This is a genomic window from Amycolatopsis sp. NPDC026612, from assembly GCF_040638285.1.
Classification (GTDB): Bacteria; Actinomycetota; Actinomycetes; order Mycobacteriales; family Pseudonocardiaceae; genus Amycolatopsis.
This window is the reverse complement of record NZ_JBEZYB010000025.1, coordinates 95,486-111,351: the sequence shown is the minus strand read 5'-3', so window position 1 is coordinate 111,351 and position 15,866 is coordinate 95,486. Positions and strand designations below refer to the sequence as shown.

General features: G+C 72.9%; 17 protein-coding genes and 1 pseudogene. 12 read left to right on the top strand and 6 right to left on the bottom strand.

Annotated features, from left to right (window positions below; all coding sequences use genetic code 11):
* From AB0F15_RS23280 to AB0F15_RS23260, 5 genes and pseudogenes are all read left to right on the top strand, one after another.
* A pseudogene (locus AB0F15_RS23280) lies at positions 1-350 on the top strand (sphingosine kinase); the annotation flags it as partial.
* Between the two features lie 126 nt (positions 351-476).
* Positions 477-3,275, top strand: a complete 2,799-nt coding sequence (locus AB0F15_RS23275) for a DEAD/DEAH box helicase (protein WP_360273809.1) — start codon at positions 477-479, stop codon at positions 3,273-3,275.
* Positions 3,276-3,432: 157 nt separating this feature from the next.
* Positions 3,433-4,206, top strand: coding sequence for a DUF4333 domain-containing protein (locus AB0F15_RS23270; protein ID WP_360273806.1), 774 nt, complete (start codon positions 3,433-3,435; stop codon positions 4,204-4,206).
* Between the two features lie 70 nt (positions 4,207-4,276).
* Complete coding sequence (locus tag AB0F15_RS23265; protein WP_360273803.1) at positions 4,277-5,479, top strand: GNAT family N-acetyltransferase; 1,203 nt, start codon at positions 4,277-4,279, stop codon at positions 5,477-5,479.
* A gap of 65 nt (positions 5,480-5,544) precedes the next feature.
* Positions 5,545-6,753 (top strand): GNAT family N-acetyltransferase, encoded by a 1,209-nt coding sequence (locus AB0F15_RS23260; protein ID WP_360273800.1) that lies wholly within the window; start codon positions 5,545-5,547, stop codon positions 6,751-6,753.
* A 9-nt stretch (positions 6,754-6,762) separates the two neighbouring features.
* Here AB0F15_RS23260 and AB0F15_RS23255 read toward each other — a convergent pair whose 3' ends face one another.
* Positions 6,763-7,707, bottom strand: coding sequence for a 5'-3' exonuclease H3TH domain-containing protein (locus AB0F15_RS23255; protein ID WP_360273797.1), 945 nt, complete (start codon positions 7,705-7,707; stop codon positions 6,763-6,765).
* 334 nt (positions 7,708-8,041) lie between these two features.
* Here AB0F15_RS23255 and AB0F15_RS23250 point away from each other — a divergent pair, with 334 nt between their 5' ends.
* Genes AB0F15_RS23250 through AB0F15_RS23235 form a run of 4 tightly spaced genes read left to right on the top strand, consistent with a single transcriptional unit; the run spans position 8,042 to position 10,193 of the window.
* Positions 8,042-9,184 carry a Xaa-Pro peptidase family protein gene (locus AB0F15_RS23250; protein WP_360273794.1) on the top strand — a complete coding sequence of 381 codons (1,143 nt, stop codon included), beginning with the start codon at positions 8,042-8,044 and terminating at the stop codon, positions 9,182-9,184.
* Complete coding sequence (locus AB0F15_RS23245; RefSeq protein WP_103342705.1) at positions 9,181-9,636, top strand: Lrp/AsnC family transcriptional regulator; 456 nt, start codon at positions 9,181-9,183, stop codon at positions 9,634-9,636. Before AB0F15_RS23250 ends, AB0F15_RS23245 begins: the two co-directional genes overlap by 4 nt.
* 46 nt (positions 9,637-9,682) lie before the next feature.
* Positions 9,683-9,907 carry a hypothetical protein gene (locus AB0F15_RS23240; protein ID WP_360273791.1) on the top strand — a complete coding sequence of 75 codons (225 nt, stop codon included), beginning with the start codon at positions 9,683-9,685 and terminating at the stop codon, positions 9,905-9,907.
* Positions 9,894-10,193, top strand: coding sequence for a hypothetical protein (locus AB0F15_RS23235; RefSeq protein ID WP_191306169.1), 300 nt, complete (start codon positions 9,894-9,896; stop codon positions 10,191-10,193). Before AB0F15_RS23240 ends, AB0F15_RS23235 begins: the two co-directional genes overlap by 14 nt.
* 46 nt (positions 10,194-10,239) lie before the next feature.
* Here the strand turns inward: AB0F15_RS23235 and AB0F15_RS23230 are convergent, their stop codons facing one another.
* Together AB0F15_RS23230 and AB0F15_RS23225 are read right to left on the bottom strand one after the other, a co-directional pair.
* Positions 10,240-11,319, bottom strand: coding sequence for a GDSL-type esterase/lipase family protein (locus AB0F15_RS23230; protein WP_360273787.1), 1,080 nt, complete (start codon positions 11,317-11,319; stop codon positions 10,240-10,242).
* Between the two features lie 52 nt (positions 11,320-11,371).
* Positions 11,372-12,013 carry a TetR/AcrR family transcriptional regulator gene (locus AB0F15_RS23225; protein WP_360273784.1) on the bottom strand — a complete coding sequence of 214 codons (642 nt, stop codon included), beginning with the start codon at positions 12,011-12,013 and terminating at the stop codon, positions 11,372-11,374.
* 61 nt (positions 12,014-12,074) lie between these two features.
* Between AB0F15_RS23225 and AB0F15_RS23220 the strand changes: the two genes are divergently transcribed.
* Together AB0F15_RS23220 and AB0F15_RS23215 are read left to right on the top strand one after the other, a co-directional pair.
* Entirely contained in the window at positions 12,075-12,704 is a 630-nt protein-coding gene (locus AB0F15_RS23220) for an NAD(P)H-dependent oxidoreductase (RefSeq protein WP_360273781.1), read from the top strand.
* Positions 12,705-12,714: 10 nt separating this feature from the next.
* The gene (locus AB0F15_RS23215) at positions 12,715-13,050 is read left to right on the top strand and encodes a rhodanese-like domain-containing protein (RefSeq protein WP_360273778.1); all 336 of its coding nucleotides are present in this window, start codon (positions 12,715-12,717) and stop codon (positions 13,048-13,050) included.
* Here AB0F15_RS23215 and AB0F15_RS23210 read toward each other — a convergent pair.
* The gene (locus AB0F15_RS23210) at positions 13,038-13,940 is read right to left on the bottom strand and encodes a LysR family transcriptional regulator (protein WP_360273775.1); all 903 of its coding nucleotides are present in this window, start codon (positions 13,938-13,940) and stop codon (positions 13,038-13,040) included. The two genes, AB0F15_RS23215 and AB0F15_RS23210, sit on opposite strands and share 13 nt — an antisense overlap.
* Before the next feature lie 97 nt (positions 13,941-14,037).
* Here AB0F15_RS23210 and AB0F15_RS23205 point away from each other — a divergent pair, with 97 nt between their 5' ends.
* Positions 14,038-14,877, top strand: a complete 840-nt coding sequence (locus AB0F15_RS23205) for an oxidoreductase (protein ID WP_360273772.1) — start codon at positions 14,038-14,040, stop codon at positions 14,875-14,877.
* Here AB0F15_RS23205 and AB0F15_RS23200 read toward each other — a convergent pair.
* Together AB0F15_RS23200 and AB0F15_RS23195 are read right to left on the bottom strand one after the other, a co-directional pair.
* Entirely contained in the window at positions 14,874-15,227 is a 354-nt protein-coding gene (locus tag AB0F15_RS23200) for a VOC family protein (RefSeq protein ID WP_360273769.1), read from the bottom strand. The two genes, AB0F15_RS23205 and AB0F15_RS23200, sit on opposite strands and share 4 nt — an antisense overlap.
* Positions 15,228-15,312: 85 nt before the next feature.
* Positions 15,313-15,819 carry a helix-turn-helix domain-containing protein gene (locus tag AB0F15_RS23195; protein ID WP_360273766.1) on the bottom strand — a complete coding sequence of 169 codons (507 nt, stop codon included), beginning with the start codon at positions 15,817-15,819 and terminating at the stop codon, positions 15,313-15,315.
* Between the last annotated feature and the right edge of the window lie 47 nt (positions 15,820-15,866).

Genomic DNA, 15,866 nt, shown 5'->3' with positions numbered 1-15,866 from the left:
AACCGCTCGGCGCGATGGCCCCGCACCAGACCGTCACCTACACGTGCACCGGAACCGCGCCGTCCGACGACTTCACGAACACCGCCAGGGCAACCAGCCCCACCGCCGACCCCGAGGACGGCGTCTTCGACGTCACGATCATCGGCCACGCCACCCGCCGCGTCCTGATCCGCCTGCTCCCGGGCCTGCGCACCGGCAAGCACCTCACCCACCCCGCCGTCCGCACCCTGCGCGCCCGCTCGGTCACCCTCACGGGCAACACCTGGCCCGCCTACGCCGACGGGGAACCCCAAGGCACGGTGCCGGTGACGGTCAGCTGCGTCCCGGGCGCGCTGACCGTTCTCGCCTGACGGTCGTCCCACCGCCCACCGGCAGGGCCGTCACGTCAGCGTATAACGCCCTATACGATGGTCCCATCGGCGCGCCGTTCGTCACGCGGCGTGCGGACCGCCGGGAGGATGTGGAACCCTGACGAGGTGGCCGATAGCCCTGCTCCGTCCCCGGCCGAGGCCTATGCGGCCTCCGCGCACCGTGGGAAGTACCCCCAGCTGACGCGCTTCGCCGCGGAGGCGTCCTTCGAGTTCGACGATTTCCAGATCCGCGGGTGCGAGGCCCTCGAGGGCGGCCACGGCGTGCTGGTCTGCGCGCCCACCGGGGCGGGCAAGACCGTGGTCGGCGAGTTCGCCGTGCACCTGGCGCTGGCCGAGGGCCGCAAGTGCTTCTACACGACGCCCATCAAGGCGCTGTCGAACCAGAAGTACGCCGACCTCGTCGGCCGCCACGGCGCGGACGCCGTCGGCCTGCTGACCGGGGACACCTCGATCAACGGCAACGCCCAGGTGGTCGTGATGACCACCGAGGTGCTGCGCAACATGCTCTACGCCGGCTCGTCCACGATCACCGACCTCGGTTACGTCGTCATGGACGAGGTCCACTACCTGGCCGACCGGTTCCGCGGCGCGGTGTGGGAAGAGGTGATCCTGCACCTGCCCGAGCACGTCCGCGTGGTCGGGCTGTCGGCGACCGTCAGCAACGCCGAGGAGTTCGGCGAATGGCTGGTGGAGGTCCGGGGTGACACCACGGTCGTCGTCGACGAGCACCGGCCGGTGCCGCTCTGGCAGCACATGCTGGTGGGGAACCGGCTGCTCGACCTGTTCGCCGGGGACGACGTGCACGCGCCGGGGGCCGAGCTGCGGATCAACCCGACCCTGCTGCGCCGGACGGAGGAGATCGGGCGGCAGTACGCGCCGGCCGGCTTCCACGGGCCGCGGGGCCGGCGGGGTGCGCCGTCGCGGATGCCGCGGTTCCGGCCGCCGTCGCGGGTCGACGTCGTCGAGCAACTGGACCGGGCGGGGTTGCTGCCGGCGATCGTGTTCATCTTTTCGCGGGCCGGCTGCGACGCCGCCGTGGCGCAGTGCGTCCGGTCGGGACTGCGGCTGAACGGGCCGGGTGAGGTCGACGAGATCCGGCGCGTCATCGAGGAGCGCACGGCGGACCTGCCCGAGGGCGACCTCGGGGTGCTCGGTTACTGGGAGTGGCGGGAAGCGCTCGAACGCGGGATCGCCGGCCACCACGCGGGACTGTTGCCGGCGTTCAAGGAGACCGTGGAGGAGCTGTTCGTCCGCGGGCTGGTGAAGGCCGTGTTCGCCACCGAAACGCTGGCGCTGGGGATCAACATGCCCGCTCGCACGGTCGTGCTCGAACGGCTGGTGAAGTACAACGGGGAAGCGCACGTCGAGCTGACGCCGGGGGAGTACACCCAGCTCACGGGCCGGGCGGGGCGGCGCGGTATCGACGTCGAGGGGCACGCTGTCGTGGCGTGGCAGCCGGGGGTGGACCCCAAGCAGGTCGCCGGGCTGGCTTCGACCCGGACGTACCCGCTGCGGTCGTCGTTCCGGCCGGGCTACAACATGGCGGTCAACCTGGTGGCCCAGGTCGGCGCCGCCGAGGCGCGTGAGCTGCTGGAACAGTCGTTCGCCCAGTTCCAGGCGGACCGGTCGGTGGTGGGCACCGCGCGCCGGATCGAGCGGAACAAGGAAGCCCTGAAGGGCTATGCGGCCGCGGTGACCGGGGACTTCGACGAGGTGCTGGAGTACGTCGAGCTGCGCGCGAAGATTTCGACGCGGGAGAAGGCGTTGTCCCGGCAGAACACCGCGGTGCGCCGGGCCGGCACGGCGGAGTCGCTGGAGAAGCTGCGCAAGGGCGATGTCATCGCCGTGCCCGCCGGCCGCCGCGCGGGACTGGCGGTGGTCGTCGACCCGGGGCTGGACCCGATCCGGGAGCCCCGGCCGGTGGTGGTGACCGAGGACCGGTGGTCGGGGCCGTTGTCGGTGGCGGACTTTCCCGCGCCGGTGGAGGTGCTGGGGCGGATCAAGCTGCCCAAGCACATCGAGCTGCGTTCGCCGCGGGCGCGCCGGGACATCGCCTCGACGCTGCGGAACGCCGGGATTGCGCTGCCCGGCAGGCAGACGCGGCGTTCGGGGGCGAACGAAGACGGTGAGCTGGCCGCGTTGCGGCGGGCTTTGCGAGCTCATCCGTGTCACGGGCTGGCCGAGCGCGAGGCGAACCTGCGCTGGGTCGAGCGGTATCAGAGACTGACCGCGGAGACCCAGCAGCTGGAGCGGAAGGTGGCGGCGACCACGCACTCGCTGGCACGGGCGTTCGACCGGATCCTCGCCCTGCTCGGTGAGCGTGGGTACCTCGCCGCCGCGGGCAGCGCTTCCCCCAAGGGTGCGGCGGAGGGCGCCGAGGACCGCGTCACCGAGCACGGCCGGCGGCTGACCCGGCTGTACAGCGAGTCCGACCTGCTGGCCGCCGAGTGCATCCGGCACGGCGTGTGGCGCAACCTCGACGCGGCCGAGCTGGCCGCGGTCGTGTCCACGCTGGTGTTCGAGGCACGCCGGGACACGGCAGGTGAGCCCCGGCTGCCGGGTGGGGCGGTGCCGGAGGCGTGGCAGGAGACGGCGCGGCTGTGGGTGGAGCTGACCGAGGACGAGCGGCGGCACCGGCTGGACCGCACGCGGGAGCCGGACGCGGGGTTCGCCTGGCCGGTTTACCGCTGGGCCCGTGGCGAGTCGCTGGAGAAGGTGCTCACCGCGGCCGAGGCCAACGGTCAGGAGCTGTCGGCGGGTGACTTCGTGCGCTGGTCGCGTCAGGTGATCGACCTGCTCGACCAGATCCGCGACGTGCTCGGCAAGGCCGACCCGGTGGGGGCGGCGGCGGCCGACGCGGTGAAGGCCCTGCGCCGCGGGATCGTGGCCGCGGGTGCGGCGTGAACTCGGTGTTAGCCCTGCTCTCCGGTAGTGCGGGTGATGAGCGTGGACACGTGTGCTCGGCTCCGACCTGTGGTTGGATCGCCAGCGACACCGTGTGTGCGGCTTGCCGGTGTTTCGGGGTGGACAGCTTGATGAGCGAAGCAGGCGGAGGCAGACGATGAGCACGCCGTATGGCGGCAACGACCCACAGCAGCCTCAGTACGGGCAGCAGCCGGGCGGCGCGTACCCGCCGAGCGGCTCGCAGGAGCAACCGCAGTGGGGGCAGCCGCAGCAGCCTTCTTACGACCCGAACCAGCAGCCGAACCAGCAGCAGTGGGGTCAGCCGCAGCAGCCCCAGCAGCCGCCGCCGTACGGGCAGCAGCCGGGGTACGCCCCGCCGCAGCAGCCGCAGTGGGGTCAGCAGCCGCCGCCGTACGGGCAGCAGCCCGGTGGCGGGTACCCGCAGAGCGGGCCGCAGGCGCAGCCGCAGTACGGGCAGCAGCCGGGTGGGGCGTACCCGCAGAGCGGGCCGCAGGCCCAGCCGCAGTACGGCCAGCAGCCGCCCGGTCAGTACGACTACGGCCAGCAGTTCCCCGGGGCGGCTGCCCCGGAGGGGGACAAGCCGGCGAAGTCGAAGAAGGGCTTGCTGATCGGCGTCGTCGCGGCGGTCGTGGTCGTCGCCGTCTTCCTCGTCCTCGGTTTCGTCGCGCCCGGGTTCCTGAAGACGCAGGTCTTCAACAACACCCAGATGCAGACCGATGTGCAGAAGCTGCTGACCGAGACCTACAAGATCGACGGCGTCACCGGGGTCACCTGTCCCGCCGAGCAGAAGGTGGCGGACGGCGCGAAGTTCGAGTGCACCGCCACGATCGCCGGCAAGCCGCAGCAGGTGCCGATCACCGTCAAGGGCGACGGCGGGAACTACGAGGTTTCCCCGCCCGTCTCGAAGTAGCGTTGACCGAGGCCCGGCCACCGGTTCGTCCGGGTGGCCGGGCCTTGGCGTTTCCGGAGATGATCCGGGCATGAGTGACTTCGAGATCCGGACGCTGGGCGCCGAGGAGCACCGGGCGGCGAGCGACCTGTTCCGGGAGACCGTGCACTTCCCGCCGGCCGACGACACGGAATGGGCGCGGGCGGCCCGGTACTACCAGCCCGGCGGCGCGATCGGGGCGTTCGACCCGGAGTTCATCGGCACCGCGCGGTCGTTCGACGCCGAGCTGACGGTGCCCGGCGGTGCCCGGCTGCCGATGGTGGGGGTCACGTCGGTGGGCGTCCGCGCCGATCGCACCCGCCGTGGGGTGCTGCGGGCGTTGATGACGGCGCAGCTGGCGGACTTCGCGGCGCGGGGGGTGGTGTTCGCCAATCTGCTCGCCTCGGAAGCCGGGATCTACGGCCGGTTCGGCTACGGCTTGGCAACGCGGTACCGCGCCTACAGCGTCGACCGGCGGCGGGCGCGGCTGCGGCCGGACGCCCCGGTGGGTGGCGAACTGGAGCTGCTGGACCTCGACCGGGCGCTCGAAACCTGCCCCGGTGTGTACGACCGCCTGGAGCACCGGCCGGGGATGATGACCCGGCCGGAGGTGCTGTGGCGGCTCTACGAGACGCAGGCGCGTCGGCACACCTCGCCGGTGAAGGCGGTCGTGCACCACGGCCCCGGCGGCCCGGACGGGTTCGCGATCTACTTCGTCGACGGCGTGCCGGCCCACCCGTGGACCAAGACGCTGGAGGTGGCGGACCTGTTCGCCGGTTCCGCCACGGCGTTCGCCGGGTTGTGGCGGTTCCTGCTCGGGGTCGACCTGGTGGACCGGGTCTTCGCGGACTCGCGCCCGCTCGACGATCCGATCGAGCTCCTGCTGGCCGATCACCGCAGCGGGAACGTCGACCGGATCGGGGACGAGCACTGGATCCGGCTCGTCGACGTCCCGAGGGCACTGGCCGGCCGGGAGTACGGGCAGGCCGCCCCGGTGGTCCTGGAGGTGACCGATCCGCTGCTGCCGGGCAACAGCGGCGCCTACCGCGTCACCCCGGACGGTGCCGAGCGGACGGACCGCCCTGCCGGGCTTCGGCTGGACGTCACCACGCTGGCCATGATCTACCTCGGCACGTGGCACCCCTCGGCACTGGCCGACGCGGGCCGGATCGAGGTGCGTGACCCGGCCGCTCCGGCGGCCGCCGACGTGCTCTTCGGCACCCGCGTGGCGTCCTGGAGCGGCAGCCACTTCTGAGCGGACGCTTCCGAGCGGAGGAAAACCGGGTGCCGGGTCCGGCCCGGGACGGCAGGATCGGGTGGATGACCGCCTTCGACGTCCGCCCGATCGCCGAGCAAGAGCGGCGCAGCACGTTCGACCTGCTGCGCCGGGCGTTGCACACCCGGCGCGTCGCCGACGACGTCTGGGACCGGGTCGGGGATTCCTGGCCCGCCGCGGACAAGTTCGGTGCGTTCGACGGCGGAACCCCGATCGGGATCGTCAGCTCCTTCGCCACCGAGATCGCCGTCCCGGGCGGGCGGGCCGTGCCGGTCGCCGCCGTCGAGGGCGTCGGCGTCCGCGCGGACCGGACCCGCCGCGGGGTGCTGAGCGCGATGATGAGGGCGCAGCTGGCGGACTTCGCGGCGCGCGGGCTGCCGCTCGCCGTCCTGCACGCCAGTGAACCCACCATCTACGGGAGGTTCGGCTACGGTTCGGCCGCGCTCGGCAAGAGCCTGCGGGTGGCGGGCCGGCTCCACGAGTGCGTCCCGGCCGGCGGCGACGTCCGGCTGCTCACACCCGAGGAGGCCGTGCGGGCGGTGCCGGCGCTGTACCGGCGGATCGGACTGCACCGGCCGGGCATGATCGGGCGTCCGGACCTGTGGTGGCCGATCTCGCACGACGGGCACGTGGGCCCGGACGGCGACCACCTCGTCGCTGTCCACAGTGGACCAGACGGCGACGACGGTTTCGTCGTGTACAGCACGGTCGACCGGCGGTCTGCCGATGCGCCGGACCACCGCGTCGTCCTGGACGTCCGCGATCTGCACGCCGCCGGCCCGGCCGCCCGGGCCGCGCTCTGGCGGTACCTGCTGTCGGTGGACCTGGTCTCGACGGTGCACGCCCGTCACCGCCCGGTCGACGAACCTCTCGCCCTGCTGCTGACCGACCACCGGCACGCGGCCACCGTTGCCGTCGAGGACGACCTGTGGCTGCGGCCGGTCGACGTCACGGCCGCGCTCGGGGCCCGCACCTACCGCGCGGCCGGCCCGGTGGTGCTGGCGGTGACCGACCGGCTGCTGCCAGCCAACACCGGGCACTACGAGGTCGGCCCGGACGGCGCGCGGCGCACCGGCGCGGCCGCGGACCTGGCCCTCGACGTCGACACGCTCGGCATGCTCTACCTCGGGCAGTGGAGCGCGACGGCGCTGGCGCACGCGGGCCGGATCGAAGTGCGGGACGCGGCCGCGGTGGCGCGGGCCGACGAGCTGTTCACCACGGTCACCGCGCCGTGGTGCGGCACGCACTTCTGACCGGGCGGCTCAGGCGCCGGGCAGCGCCTTGAGGAGCCGCTCGACGGAGCGACCGAGGTTCCACCGCTCGGCGAGTTCGGCGACGCGCCCGGGGTCGGCCGGCGTCGCGGGCACGATGTCGGGGCGGGACTGTTCGACCGGCGCGTCGACCGCCACCCGGACCACGGTCGGGGCGACGGCGAGGTAGTCCGCCGCGTCCTTCAGCCGCAGCCGCGTCTTGAGCGGGACCCGGGCGTCCCCGGCCGTGGCGGCCGCCAGCAGGGCGTCGAGCGACCCGAACTGCGTGATGAGCTTCGCGGCGGTCTTCTCGCCGATACCCGCGACGCCGGGCAGCCCGTCGGAGGGGTCGCCGCGCATCACCGACATGTCGGCGTACGCCGGCCCGGCGGTCTCGCGGGGCAGGCTGTAGCGCTCGGCGATCTCGGCGGGCCCGAGCAGTTCGGCCTTGGCCCACCCCTTGCCGACGTAGATCACCGACGCGGGCGACGGCTCTGTGCGCACCAGCTGGAACAGGTCCCGGTCACCGGTGATCACCTCGACCGGATCGGTTTTCTCGCGAGTCGCCAGCGCGCCGATGACGTCGTCGGCCTCGTAGCCGGCGGCTTCGGCGGTGGCGAACCCGAACGCCTCCATCAGCTCGAGGATGATGGGCACCTGCGGGGTGAGCGTGTCGGGCACCTCTTCGACGTCCGGGCCGCTGCCGGCTTCCTCGGCGACGCGGTGCGCCTTGTAACTGGGCAGCAGGTCGGTGCGGAACTTCGGCCGCCAGTCCGCGTCCAGGCAGCACACCAGCCGCGCGGGCCGCCGGTCGGTGAGGATCCGCGCGACCGTGTCGGCGAACCCCCGCACGGCGTTCACCGGCGTCCCGTCCGCGGCGCGCATCGAGTCGGGCAGGGCGTAGAACGAACGGAAGTACAGGCTCGCGGAGTCGAGCAGCGCAAGGGATCCGGTCACCCGCACAGCCTGCCAGACCCCGGGGCGGCGTGAGGGGCGCGCCACCCATCGGCGGCCCGGAACGGGCGCGGCGGGGATGCCCGCCCGCACGCCGCCTGGTGCCGCCGAGGGTTTGCCCGCGCCGCACGCCGCGAACGTTGCCGCGGAACCAGACGAACGCCGCCCGGGAACCAGTCGAGCGTGCGCCCGCGGCCGCACGTCGCCTGGTGCTTCCGACGAGAGTGCTCGCCTCACCCCGGGCCCCTCGTGGCCGGGGGAACCGTGTCACCCGGCCCGGCATGTCGCGGGCCCGGGCGAGCGCGCTCCGGCCGGGCGCCCCACTAGGCTCGCTCTCATGTCGCGCCGATCCCTCCACACGCCCGCCCCCGATGCCGCCGCCCTGCGCGCCCGGCTGGAGCGCGCTCGCGCCGCCGCGGCCGCTGCGCGCACCGATGCCCTGCTGATCGCGCCCGGCTCCGATCTGCGGTACCTGCTCGGCCAGGCCGGCGGCTCGTTCGAGCGGCTCACCACCCTCGTCGTGCCGGCCGATGGCCCTCCCGCGCTGGTCGTGCCGAAGCTGGAGGCGCCCGGGTACGCCGACGTCCCCACCGACGAGCTCGGCGTCGAACTGCTCACCTGGGTCGACGGCGACGACCCCTACAAGCTCGTCGCGGACCGGCTCGGGAAGCCCGGCCGGGTCGCGGTCAGCGACTTCACCCCCGCGCTGCACGTGCTCGCGCTGCGGGCCGCGCTCGGGGAGGCCGAGCAGACCCTGGCCGGCCCCGTCGTGCGCGAACTGCGGATGCGCAAGGACGCCGCCGAGATCGCGTCGCTGCGGGACGCGGGCGCGGCCATCGACCGGGTGCACGCCCGGGTCCACGAGTGGCTGCGGCCCGGCCGCACCGAGGCCGAGGTCGGCGCCGACATCGCCGCGGCCATCGTCGAGGAGGGCCACGTCCAGGCCGACTTCGTGATCGTCGGCTCCGGCCCGAACGGGGCCAGCCCGCACCACGACGTATCCGGCCGCGTCATCGAGAAGGGTGACGTCGTGGTCGTCGACATCGGCGGGCCGCTGCCTGCCGGCTACAACTCCGACTCCACCCGCACCTACGCGGTCGGCGCGCCGCGGGACGCCGACGTGGCCGAGACCTACGCGGTCCTGCAGCGCGCCCAGGCCGCCGCCGTCGCCGCGGTGAAGCCGGGCGTCACCGCCGAGGCCGTCGACGCCGCCGCGCGGGACGTCATCGCCGAGGCGGGCTTCGGCGAGTACTTCATCCACCGCACCGGCCACGGCATCGGCCTGGACGTGCACGAGGAGCCGTACATCATCGCCGGGAACGCACTGCCGCTGGAGCCGGGCATGGCCTTCAGCGTGGAGCCGGGCATCTACCAGCCGGGCCGGTGGGGCGCCCGGATCGAAGACATCGTCATCGTCACCGAAGACGGCGTCGAGTCCGTCAACAACCAGCCGCACGAGCTCGTCGTGCTGGACGCATGACGACCGGCGGCCTGGAGCCGCTGGACCAGTCGATCGTCCAAGAGCTGGCGTCCGACGGCCGGCGTAGCTTCACCGACCTCGCCGAACGGGTGGGCCTGTCGGTGTCGGCGGTGCACCAGCGGGTGCGCCGCCTCGAGCAGCGCGGGGTCATCCTCGGCTACACCGCCCGGCTCGACGGCGAGCAGATCGGCCTGCCGCTGACGGCGTTGATCTCGCTGACGCCGAACGACCCGGGCGCGCCGGACGACTACCCGCAGCGGATCCAGCACATCAAGGAGATCGAGTCGTGCTACTCGGTGGCCGGCGACGAGTCCTACATCCTGCTGGTGCGCGTCCAGTCGCCGCTGGCGCTGGAGGACCTGCTGCGCCGGATCCGGGAAGCCGCGAAGGTCTCGACCCGGACGACGGTGGTGCTCTCTACGCCGTTCGAGGGACGTTCGCCGACGTTCTGACTCCGGCGCTCCGTCCGGCGGCCGGGGCGCTGGTACGGTAAAAGGTATGGCAACACGTAAGGTCACTCTTTCGCTGGACAGCGGCGCACTGGAATTCGCCGAACGAGCCGCGAAAGCCCACGGAATCTCGGTCTCGTCCTGGCTGTCGAAGGCGGCCAGGCGCGAGGCGGTGCGCACGGGTTACACCCCGCAGAGGCCGGAGCCGGCCGTCGCGGAATCGGACGAGGCCGAGCGCAGCGCGGCGGAACAGGATCTGCGTGCGCAGGGGTGAAGTCTGGACGTACCACCCCCCGACCGATCCGGCCCGGCAGCGCACGGTGGTGCTGCTGTCCTCGGACGGGGTGAACGAGTCCGAGCGGCCCTGGCTGCTCGGCACCGAGCTGCTCGACCGCGACCCGATGGACATCCTCGGCGTGGCCGTCGACGCCCGCTACTGGGTCTCGACGCTCAACCTCACCCGGCTCTACCGCCCGTGGTTCGACGAGCGCGTGGCCGAGATCGACCAGGACGTCCAGGAGCGGATCGACATCGCGCTGCGAGCCGCCCTCGACCTCTGAGACGCCGCCGTCCGGGCGGGGAGCGGGCCACTGCGGAAGCTGCGCCTCAGCGGGCCACGACCTCCGGGGCCGCGTGGAGCTTGCCGTCCGCTCCGGCGAGGCAGGAGGCGTTGCCGTCCTTGGCGGCGATGAACTCCGTCAGGCAGTTGGCGATCGCCGTGTGGCCGGTTGCGTTGGGGTGGAACGACTCCTGCAGCGCGTGCCCGGCGCGCTCGGTCCGGCCGAGGTCGGCCAGCTGCAGTGTCAGGCGGGTGAACCACTCCGTCGCGGGGTTCGCGCCGCCGCTGCACGCCTCGTGCTTGACGCCCGCCTTGGCCAGGTCCAGGAACCGGGCGCCGGTTTGCTGGGCGGCGGTCTTGAGGCCCGAGGACAGCACGCCGATGCCGGTCTGGGCGATCCAGCGCAGGTCCTCGGTCCGGAAGGGGCAGCCGTTGAGGGTGCGCAGGTCCTCCGGCAGGTCCGGGCCGATCGGTGCCGCGTAGGACTGCAGGATCAGCTGGTAGTCCGCCGGGACGTAGCCGGCGGAAGCCAGCACCTTCTTCACGTCCGAGACCGCGGTCGCCACCTTCGGCACCATCGCGTCCACTTTGGACTGCCAGGTCTGCTTCAGTGCCGTGCTGCACGGGGGGCCGCCGGCGTCGAACCACGCCTTGAAGCAGTCGTTGACCTGGTTGGAGAACTTGGGTTCGTCGTTCGCGCCGACCGCGATCACGACCGCGGCCACCCGGTGGTCCTTGACCAGCGCGGCCAGCTGCTGCGCCTGGGAACCTTCGGTCCACTGTTTGACGTCGCCGAGGGCGACCTGCTCGGCGGGTGCGCCGGAGCAGGCGAGGTTGACGTGTGCGGTGATGCCCGGGACGGCGATCTTCTCCACGAAGGCGTTGGGGGAGCGGTGGCACCAGTTGCCGCCCTGGCCGTTGGTGGTGGCGGTGTACTGGCCGGCGCCTTCGCCGGAAACGGTGCTGTCACCCATCGCGACGACGGTGAGCGGTCCGGTGCCGGGCGGGCCCTGCCGCGGTTGGGGCTGCCCTGGCCTGCTTTCGGAGCCGAAAAAGACGAAGAACCCGGCCAGCAGGGCCACGCACACGAGGACCAGGGCCCCCCAGTACCACCGAAGACGTCGCATCGCCGTCGATTCTACGGACCGGGTGATCTACTCCGGCCCCGGACACCGTGTGTCACTGTTCACGGGGCAGCCAGGTCCGCACCAGCCGGACGAGCGACTCCGTGAGTGTGGCGGAGGTGATCTCCCGGTCTCGTCGCCAGTGCCGGACCTGCTCGGCCGCGAGCGCCGCGAGCAGGACGTCCGCGGCGATTTCGGGGCCGGTCGCGCCGCCGGCTTCGAGCAGGTGCCGGCAGTGCTGTCGCCACAGGGTGTGCGCCCCGGTCCGGAACCGCGCGCCGGTCGTCGCGGTCTCCGAGAGCAGGACGAGGTCGAGCTGCCGGTCGAGGAAGCCGAGGTAGGCCTCGACGAACGCGCCGAGCCGGTCTGCGGGTTCCGCGCCGGGGCCCAGTGGTGGCGGGCCGGTGAGGATGCGCTGCTGCAGCTCGCGTTCCCGTTGGTCCAGCAGGGCCATGGCGAGGCCGCCCTTGTCGCCGAACCGGCGGTAGAGGGTGCCCTTGCCGACGCCGGCGGCGCCCGCGATGTCGTCCATGGTGACCGCGTCGACTCCGCGTTCGGCGAAGAGTGTTTCCGCGGCCTCGAGGACGCGGATGCGGTTGCGGGCGGCGTCGGCGCGCTCGCGGACGGGGGCGCCGAGGATCGGCAGTTCGGTCGGCGTTGACGAAGCGGACTGCGGTCCGCTACGGTGCGAAGGCATAAGCGGACTCTAGTCCGATTCTCCGTCCGGCGAAAGCCTGCCCCTTCCGAGGAGCTCCGAAATGCCTGACCTCCTGCACATTTCCGCGTCGCCGCGTGGCGAAGACTCCCAGTCGCTGCGCCTGGCAGCTACTTTCCTGGACACCTACCGCACCCTCCACCCGGACGCCGAAATCGACGAATGGGACCTCTGGGACGGGTCGCTGCCCGCGTTCGGCCCGGCCGCGGCCGGCGCCAAGATGACCGTTTTCGGCGCCGGCACACCCGAAGGCGAGGAAGCCGCGGCCTGGGCGGCGGCGAAGGCGGCGTTCGCCCGGTTCGACGCCGCCGACCGGATCCTGTTCAGCGTGCCGATGTGGAACTCCGGCGTGCCCTACGTGCTCAAGCAGTTCGTCGACGTCGTGTCCCAGCCCGGCTGGGTCTTCGGCGTCGACCCGGTCGCCGGCTACCGGCACCTGCTCGCAGGCCGGGGCAAGCGAGCCGCGGTCATCTACACCAGCGCGGTGTGGGCCCCCGGCCTCGGCCCGGAGTTCGGCGCGGACTTCCAGGCGCCGTTCTTCACCGGCTGGCTGAACTGGACCGGCATCGACGACGTCACCGAGATCCGGTTCCACCCCACCCTCACCGGTGACGCCGGGGAAGCCGCCCGAGTCGCCGGCGAAGCCGCCCGCGACACCGCCAAGAACTTCTGAAGGAGCACCCATGACCGAGGCCATCGACCGCGACGCGGTCCGCGCCGGGCTCGCCGCCGGCGACCTCGTCCTCGTCGACGCGCTGCCCGAGTCGTACTACGCGGCCCGGCACTTGCCCGGGGCGCTCAACCTCGTCGCCGGCGACGTGGCGGCGAAGGCGCCGGAACTGCTGCCGGACAAGGCCACGCCGATCGTCACGTACTGCTCCAACCCCGCGTGCGCCAACAGCAGCCAGGTCGCGGCGCAGCTGGAACGGCTGGGCTACACCGACGTCCGCAAGTACGCCGCGGGCATCGAGGACTGGGTGACCGCCGGTCTGCCGACCGAAAGCGGTCAACCCGCCTGAGTCAGGTCCGTGGCCGCCGCCAGTTCGGCCGCGACGTCGGCGATCGCCCGGACCGCCGGGTTGTCGTTGCCGGGCAACCACACCAGTTCCGTGCGGGCGACATCGCCGTCCAGCGGCACGAACGCCACGCCGGTGCGGCGGAGGCTGTGGGACGAGCGGGCCAGCCGGGTGACCCCGACGCCCGCCGCGACCAGCCCGAGCAGACCTTGCACGGTGGCGGCCCGCTGCACCACCCGCGGGGTGAACCCTGCGGCGGCGAAATCGTCGTCGTAGCTGCGGTGCCACGGTTCCCAGCTGCCGCGTGGGGTGAGGACCCACGGCTCGCCCGCCAGGTCGGCCAGCTTCAGCGAAGCCCGCCCGGCCAGCGGGTGCTCCACGGGCAGTACGGCGCACACCTCTTCGGTCAGCAGCGTCCGCGACGCCAGGTCCCCGACCAGTGGTGGCCGGGTGAACGCCAGGTCGAACCGGCCTTCGCGCAGGCCCTCGACGAGCTCGGCGATCGGCGCCTCGGCGGTGGTCACCGCCAGCCCGGGGTAGCGCTCCCGCACCGCGCGGACCACCGGGGGCAGCAGGTAGTTCGCCGTCGTGGCGAGGAAGACCAGCCGGATGTCGCCGATCTCGCCGCGCACCGCCCGCCCGAGCGTCGCGACGGCTTCTTCGGCGCGGGCCAGCACCGCGCGGGCCTCCGGCAGGAAGAGCCGGCCGACGGCGGTGAGCCGCGCCCCGCGGGCGTCGCGGTCGAACAGCCGCGCGCCGAGGGCGCGTTCCAGCACGGTGATCTGCTGGGACAGCGACTGCTGCGCGATGTGCAGCACGGCGGCGGCGCGGGTGAAGCTGGTCGCGTCGGCGACGGCGACGAAGTAGCGGAACTGCCGCAACTCGGGGGTCACAGGCTCAGACTGTAGCCGCGGCAGGACATCGGTGTTGGCGGTGCGCCGGTGATCCTCTCCAGGATGGAAGGGAGGAAAGCACTGGGAGGACACGAAGATGACGAACACCGATGGCCGCGTCTGGCTGATCACCGGCTGCTCCGCCGGCTTCGGCCGGGAGATCGCGCTGGCCGCGCTGGCCGCGGGCGATCGCGTGCTGGCCACCGCGCGGCGCCCGGAAACCCTGGCCGGACTGCAGGACCGCGGCGGCGACCGGGTCCGGATCGCGGCACTGGACGTCACCGACGCCGGGCAGATCGACACCGCGGTGAAGACCGCGCTCGAGGAGTTCGGCCGGATCGACGTCGTGGTCAACAACGCCGGCCACGGCTCGGTCGGCGCGGTCGAAGAATTCACCATGGACGAACTGCGGACGCTGATGGACGTTATGTTCTTCGGCGCGGTCGCGGTCACCAAAGCCGTGCTGCCCCACCTGCGCGCGCAGGGCAGCGGCACGGTCGTGCAGATCAGCTCGATGGGCGGTCAGCTGTCCATGCCGGGCTTCGGGGCCTATTGCGCGGCGAAGTTCGCCCTGGAAGGGCTCTCGGAGGCGCTGGCCGCGGAGGTCGCGCCGTTCGGGGTGCGGGTGCTGATCGTCGAGCCCGGCGCGTTCCGCACCGAGTTCGGTGGCGGCCGCATGCACCGGTCGCGCACGATCGACGCCTACGCCGTCTCGACCGCGGGAACCCGCGAAGCGGTCGAAACCATGGACGGGACCCAGCCCGGCGACCCGGCCAAGGCCGCCGCGGCGATCGTCCGGGCGGTGGGCAGTGAGGACGCCCCGTTGCGGCTCGCGCTGGGCGCGGACGCCGTCGAAGCGATCCGCGCCCACCACGAGACCGTCGCGGCGGACCTGGCCGCCTGGGAGGAGGTCAGCCGGGCCACCGCAATCGGTTAGGCCGGCGCGTCCTGCAGCACGCCGAGAACGTTGCCGTCGGGGTCGGTGAAGGACGCCACCAGGCGCCCGTTGCCGACGTCCTTCGGCTCGTCCTTGACCTTCCCACCCGCCGCGGTGACCTCGGCGAGCTTCGCCTCGATGTCGGCGACGTGCCAGTACGTCACCGGCCCGGTCATGCCCTGCTGCGCGCCGTTGGGCACCAGGCCGATGTGCTGGCCCTCGGCGTCGTAGCCGACGTAGTAGGGCGCGTCGGCCTGCGGTTCGGTGCCCAGCAGGGCGGTGTAGACGGCCTTGGCCGCGGCCAGGTCGGTGACGGGGTGCAGGACGGTCTTGATCCCCTGGGTGCTCATCGCGGTGCTCCTGAAGTCGTGGTCTGCGGTACGGCTACGACGCTATTCCCGGGCCGCTGACCAGCGCTTCTCGATTCCTGATCGGTTACGCCAGCAGGCCCGTCAGCAGCACCCGGGTCAGCTGGCGGGCGGCGGGCAGCGCGCGCGCCGAGGTGATCGCCGTCAGCGCGATCCGGACGTCGTCGACCGAGACCCGCGGCCGCAGGACGCCTTCCGCGCCGGCTCGCTCGACCAGCCGCGCGAACGCTTCGGCGTGCTCGTGGCGTTGTCCGGCGAAGGCCGCGCCGCTCAGCGCCTTGGCGAGACCGCGCTCCGCGACCTGCCATTCGCCGAAGCGGTGGAACGTCCGGGTCAGCGCGCGGCGGCTGTCCGGGTCGGCGAGCGCGGCCCGCAGCTGTCGCTCGCACCGCCGCACCTGACCGTCGAGCACGGCCGCGAGGAGGTCGTCGCGCGACGGGAAGTGCCGGTGGACCGTCGCCGGCGCGAGGCCGGCGCGCCGCGCGATCTCGCGTACCGGCAGGCCGGAGCCGTCCTGCGCGAACGCCGCGTGCGCCACCGCCACCAGGTGCCGCCGGTTGTCTTCGGCGTCCACCCGGCGTTTCCGAGTCGGTTCGTCCCGCACGGCTCTCACTTCCCGTT

Bases quoted from the DNA above. Each gene is read 5' to 3' on its own strand.
- AB0F15_RS23250 (WP_360273794.1), top strand. From the start codon at position 8,042: ATGTCGCGCCGATCCCTCCACACGCCCGCCCCCGATGCCGCCGCCCTG.
- AB0F15_RS23245 (WP_103342705.1), top strand. From the start codon at position 9,181: ATGACGACCGGCGGCCTGGAGCCGCTGGACCAGTCGATCGTCCAAGAG.
- AB0F15_RS23220 (WP_360273781.1), top strand. From the start codon at position 12,075: ATGCCTGACCTCCTGCACATTTCCGCGTCGCCGCGTGGCGAAGACTCC.
- AB0F15_RS23200 (WP_360273769.1), bottom strand. From the start codon at position 15,227: ATGAGCACCCAGGGGATCAAGACCGTCCTGCACCCCGTCACCGACCTG.
- AB0F15_RS23240 (WP_360273791.1), top strand. From the start codon at position 9,683: ATGGCAACACGTAAGGTCACTCTTTCGCTGGACAGCGGCGCACTGGAA.
- AB0F15_RS23205 (WP_360273772.1), top strand. From the start codon at position 14,038: ATGACGAACACCGATGGCCGCGTCTGGCTGATCACCGGCTGCTCCGCC.
- AB0F15_RS23265 (WP_360273803.1), top strand. From the start codon at position 4,277: ATGAGTGACTTCGAGATCCGGACGCTGGGCGCCGAGGAGCACCGGGCG.
- AB0F15_RS23215 (WP_360273778.1), top strand. From the start codon at position 12,715: ATGACCGAGGCCATCGACCGCGACGCGGTCCGCGCCGGGCTCGCCGCC.
- AB0F15_RS23260 (WP_360273800.1), top strand. From the start codon at position 5,545: ATGACCGCCTTCGACGTCCGCCCGATCGCCGAGCAAGAGCGGCGCAGC.
- AB0F15_RS23230 (WP_360273787.1), bottom strand. From the start codon at position 11,319: ATGCGACGTCTTCGGTGGTACTGGGGGGCCCTGGTCCTCGTGTGCGTG.
- AB0F15_RS23270 (WP_360273806.1), top strand. From the start codon at position 3,433: ATGAGCACGCCGTATGGCGGCAACGACCCACAGCAGCCTCAGTACGGG.
- AB0F15_RS23225 (WP_360273784.1), bottom strand. From the start codon at position 12,013: ATGCCTTCGCACCGTAGCGGACCGCAGTCCGCTTCGTCAACGCCGACC.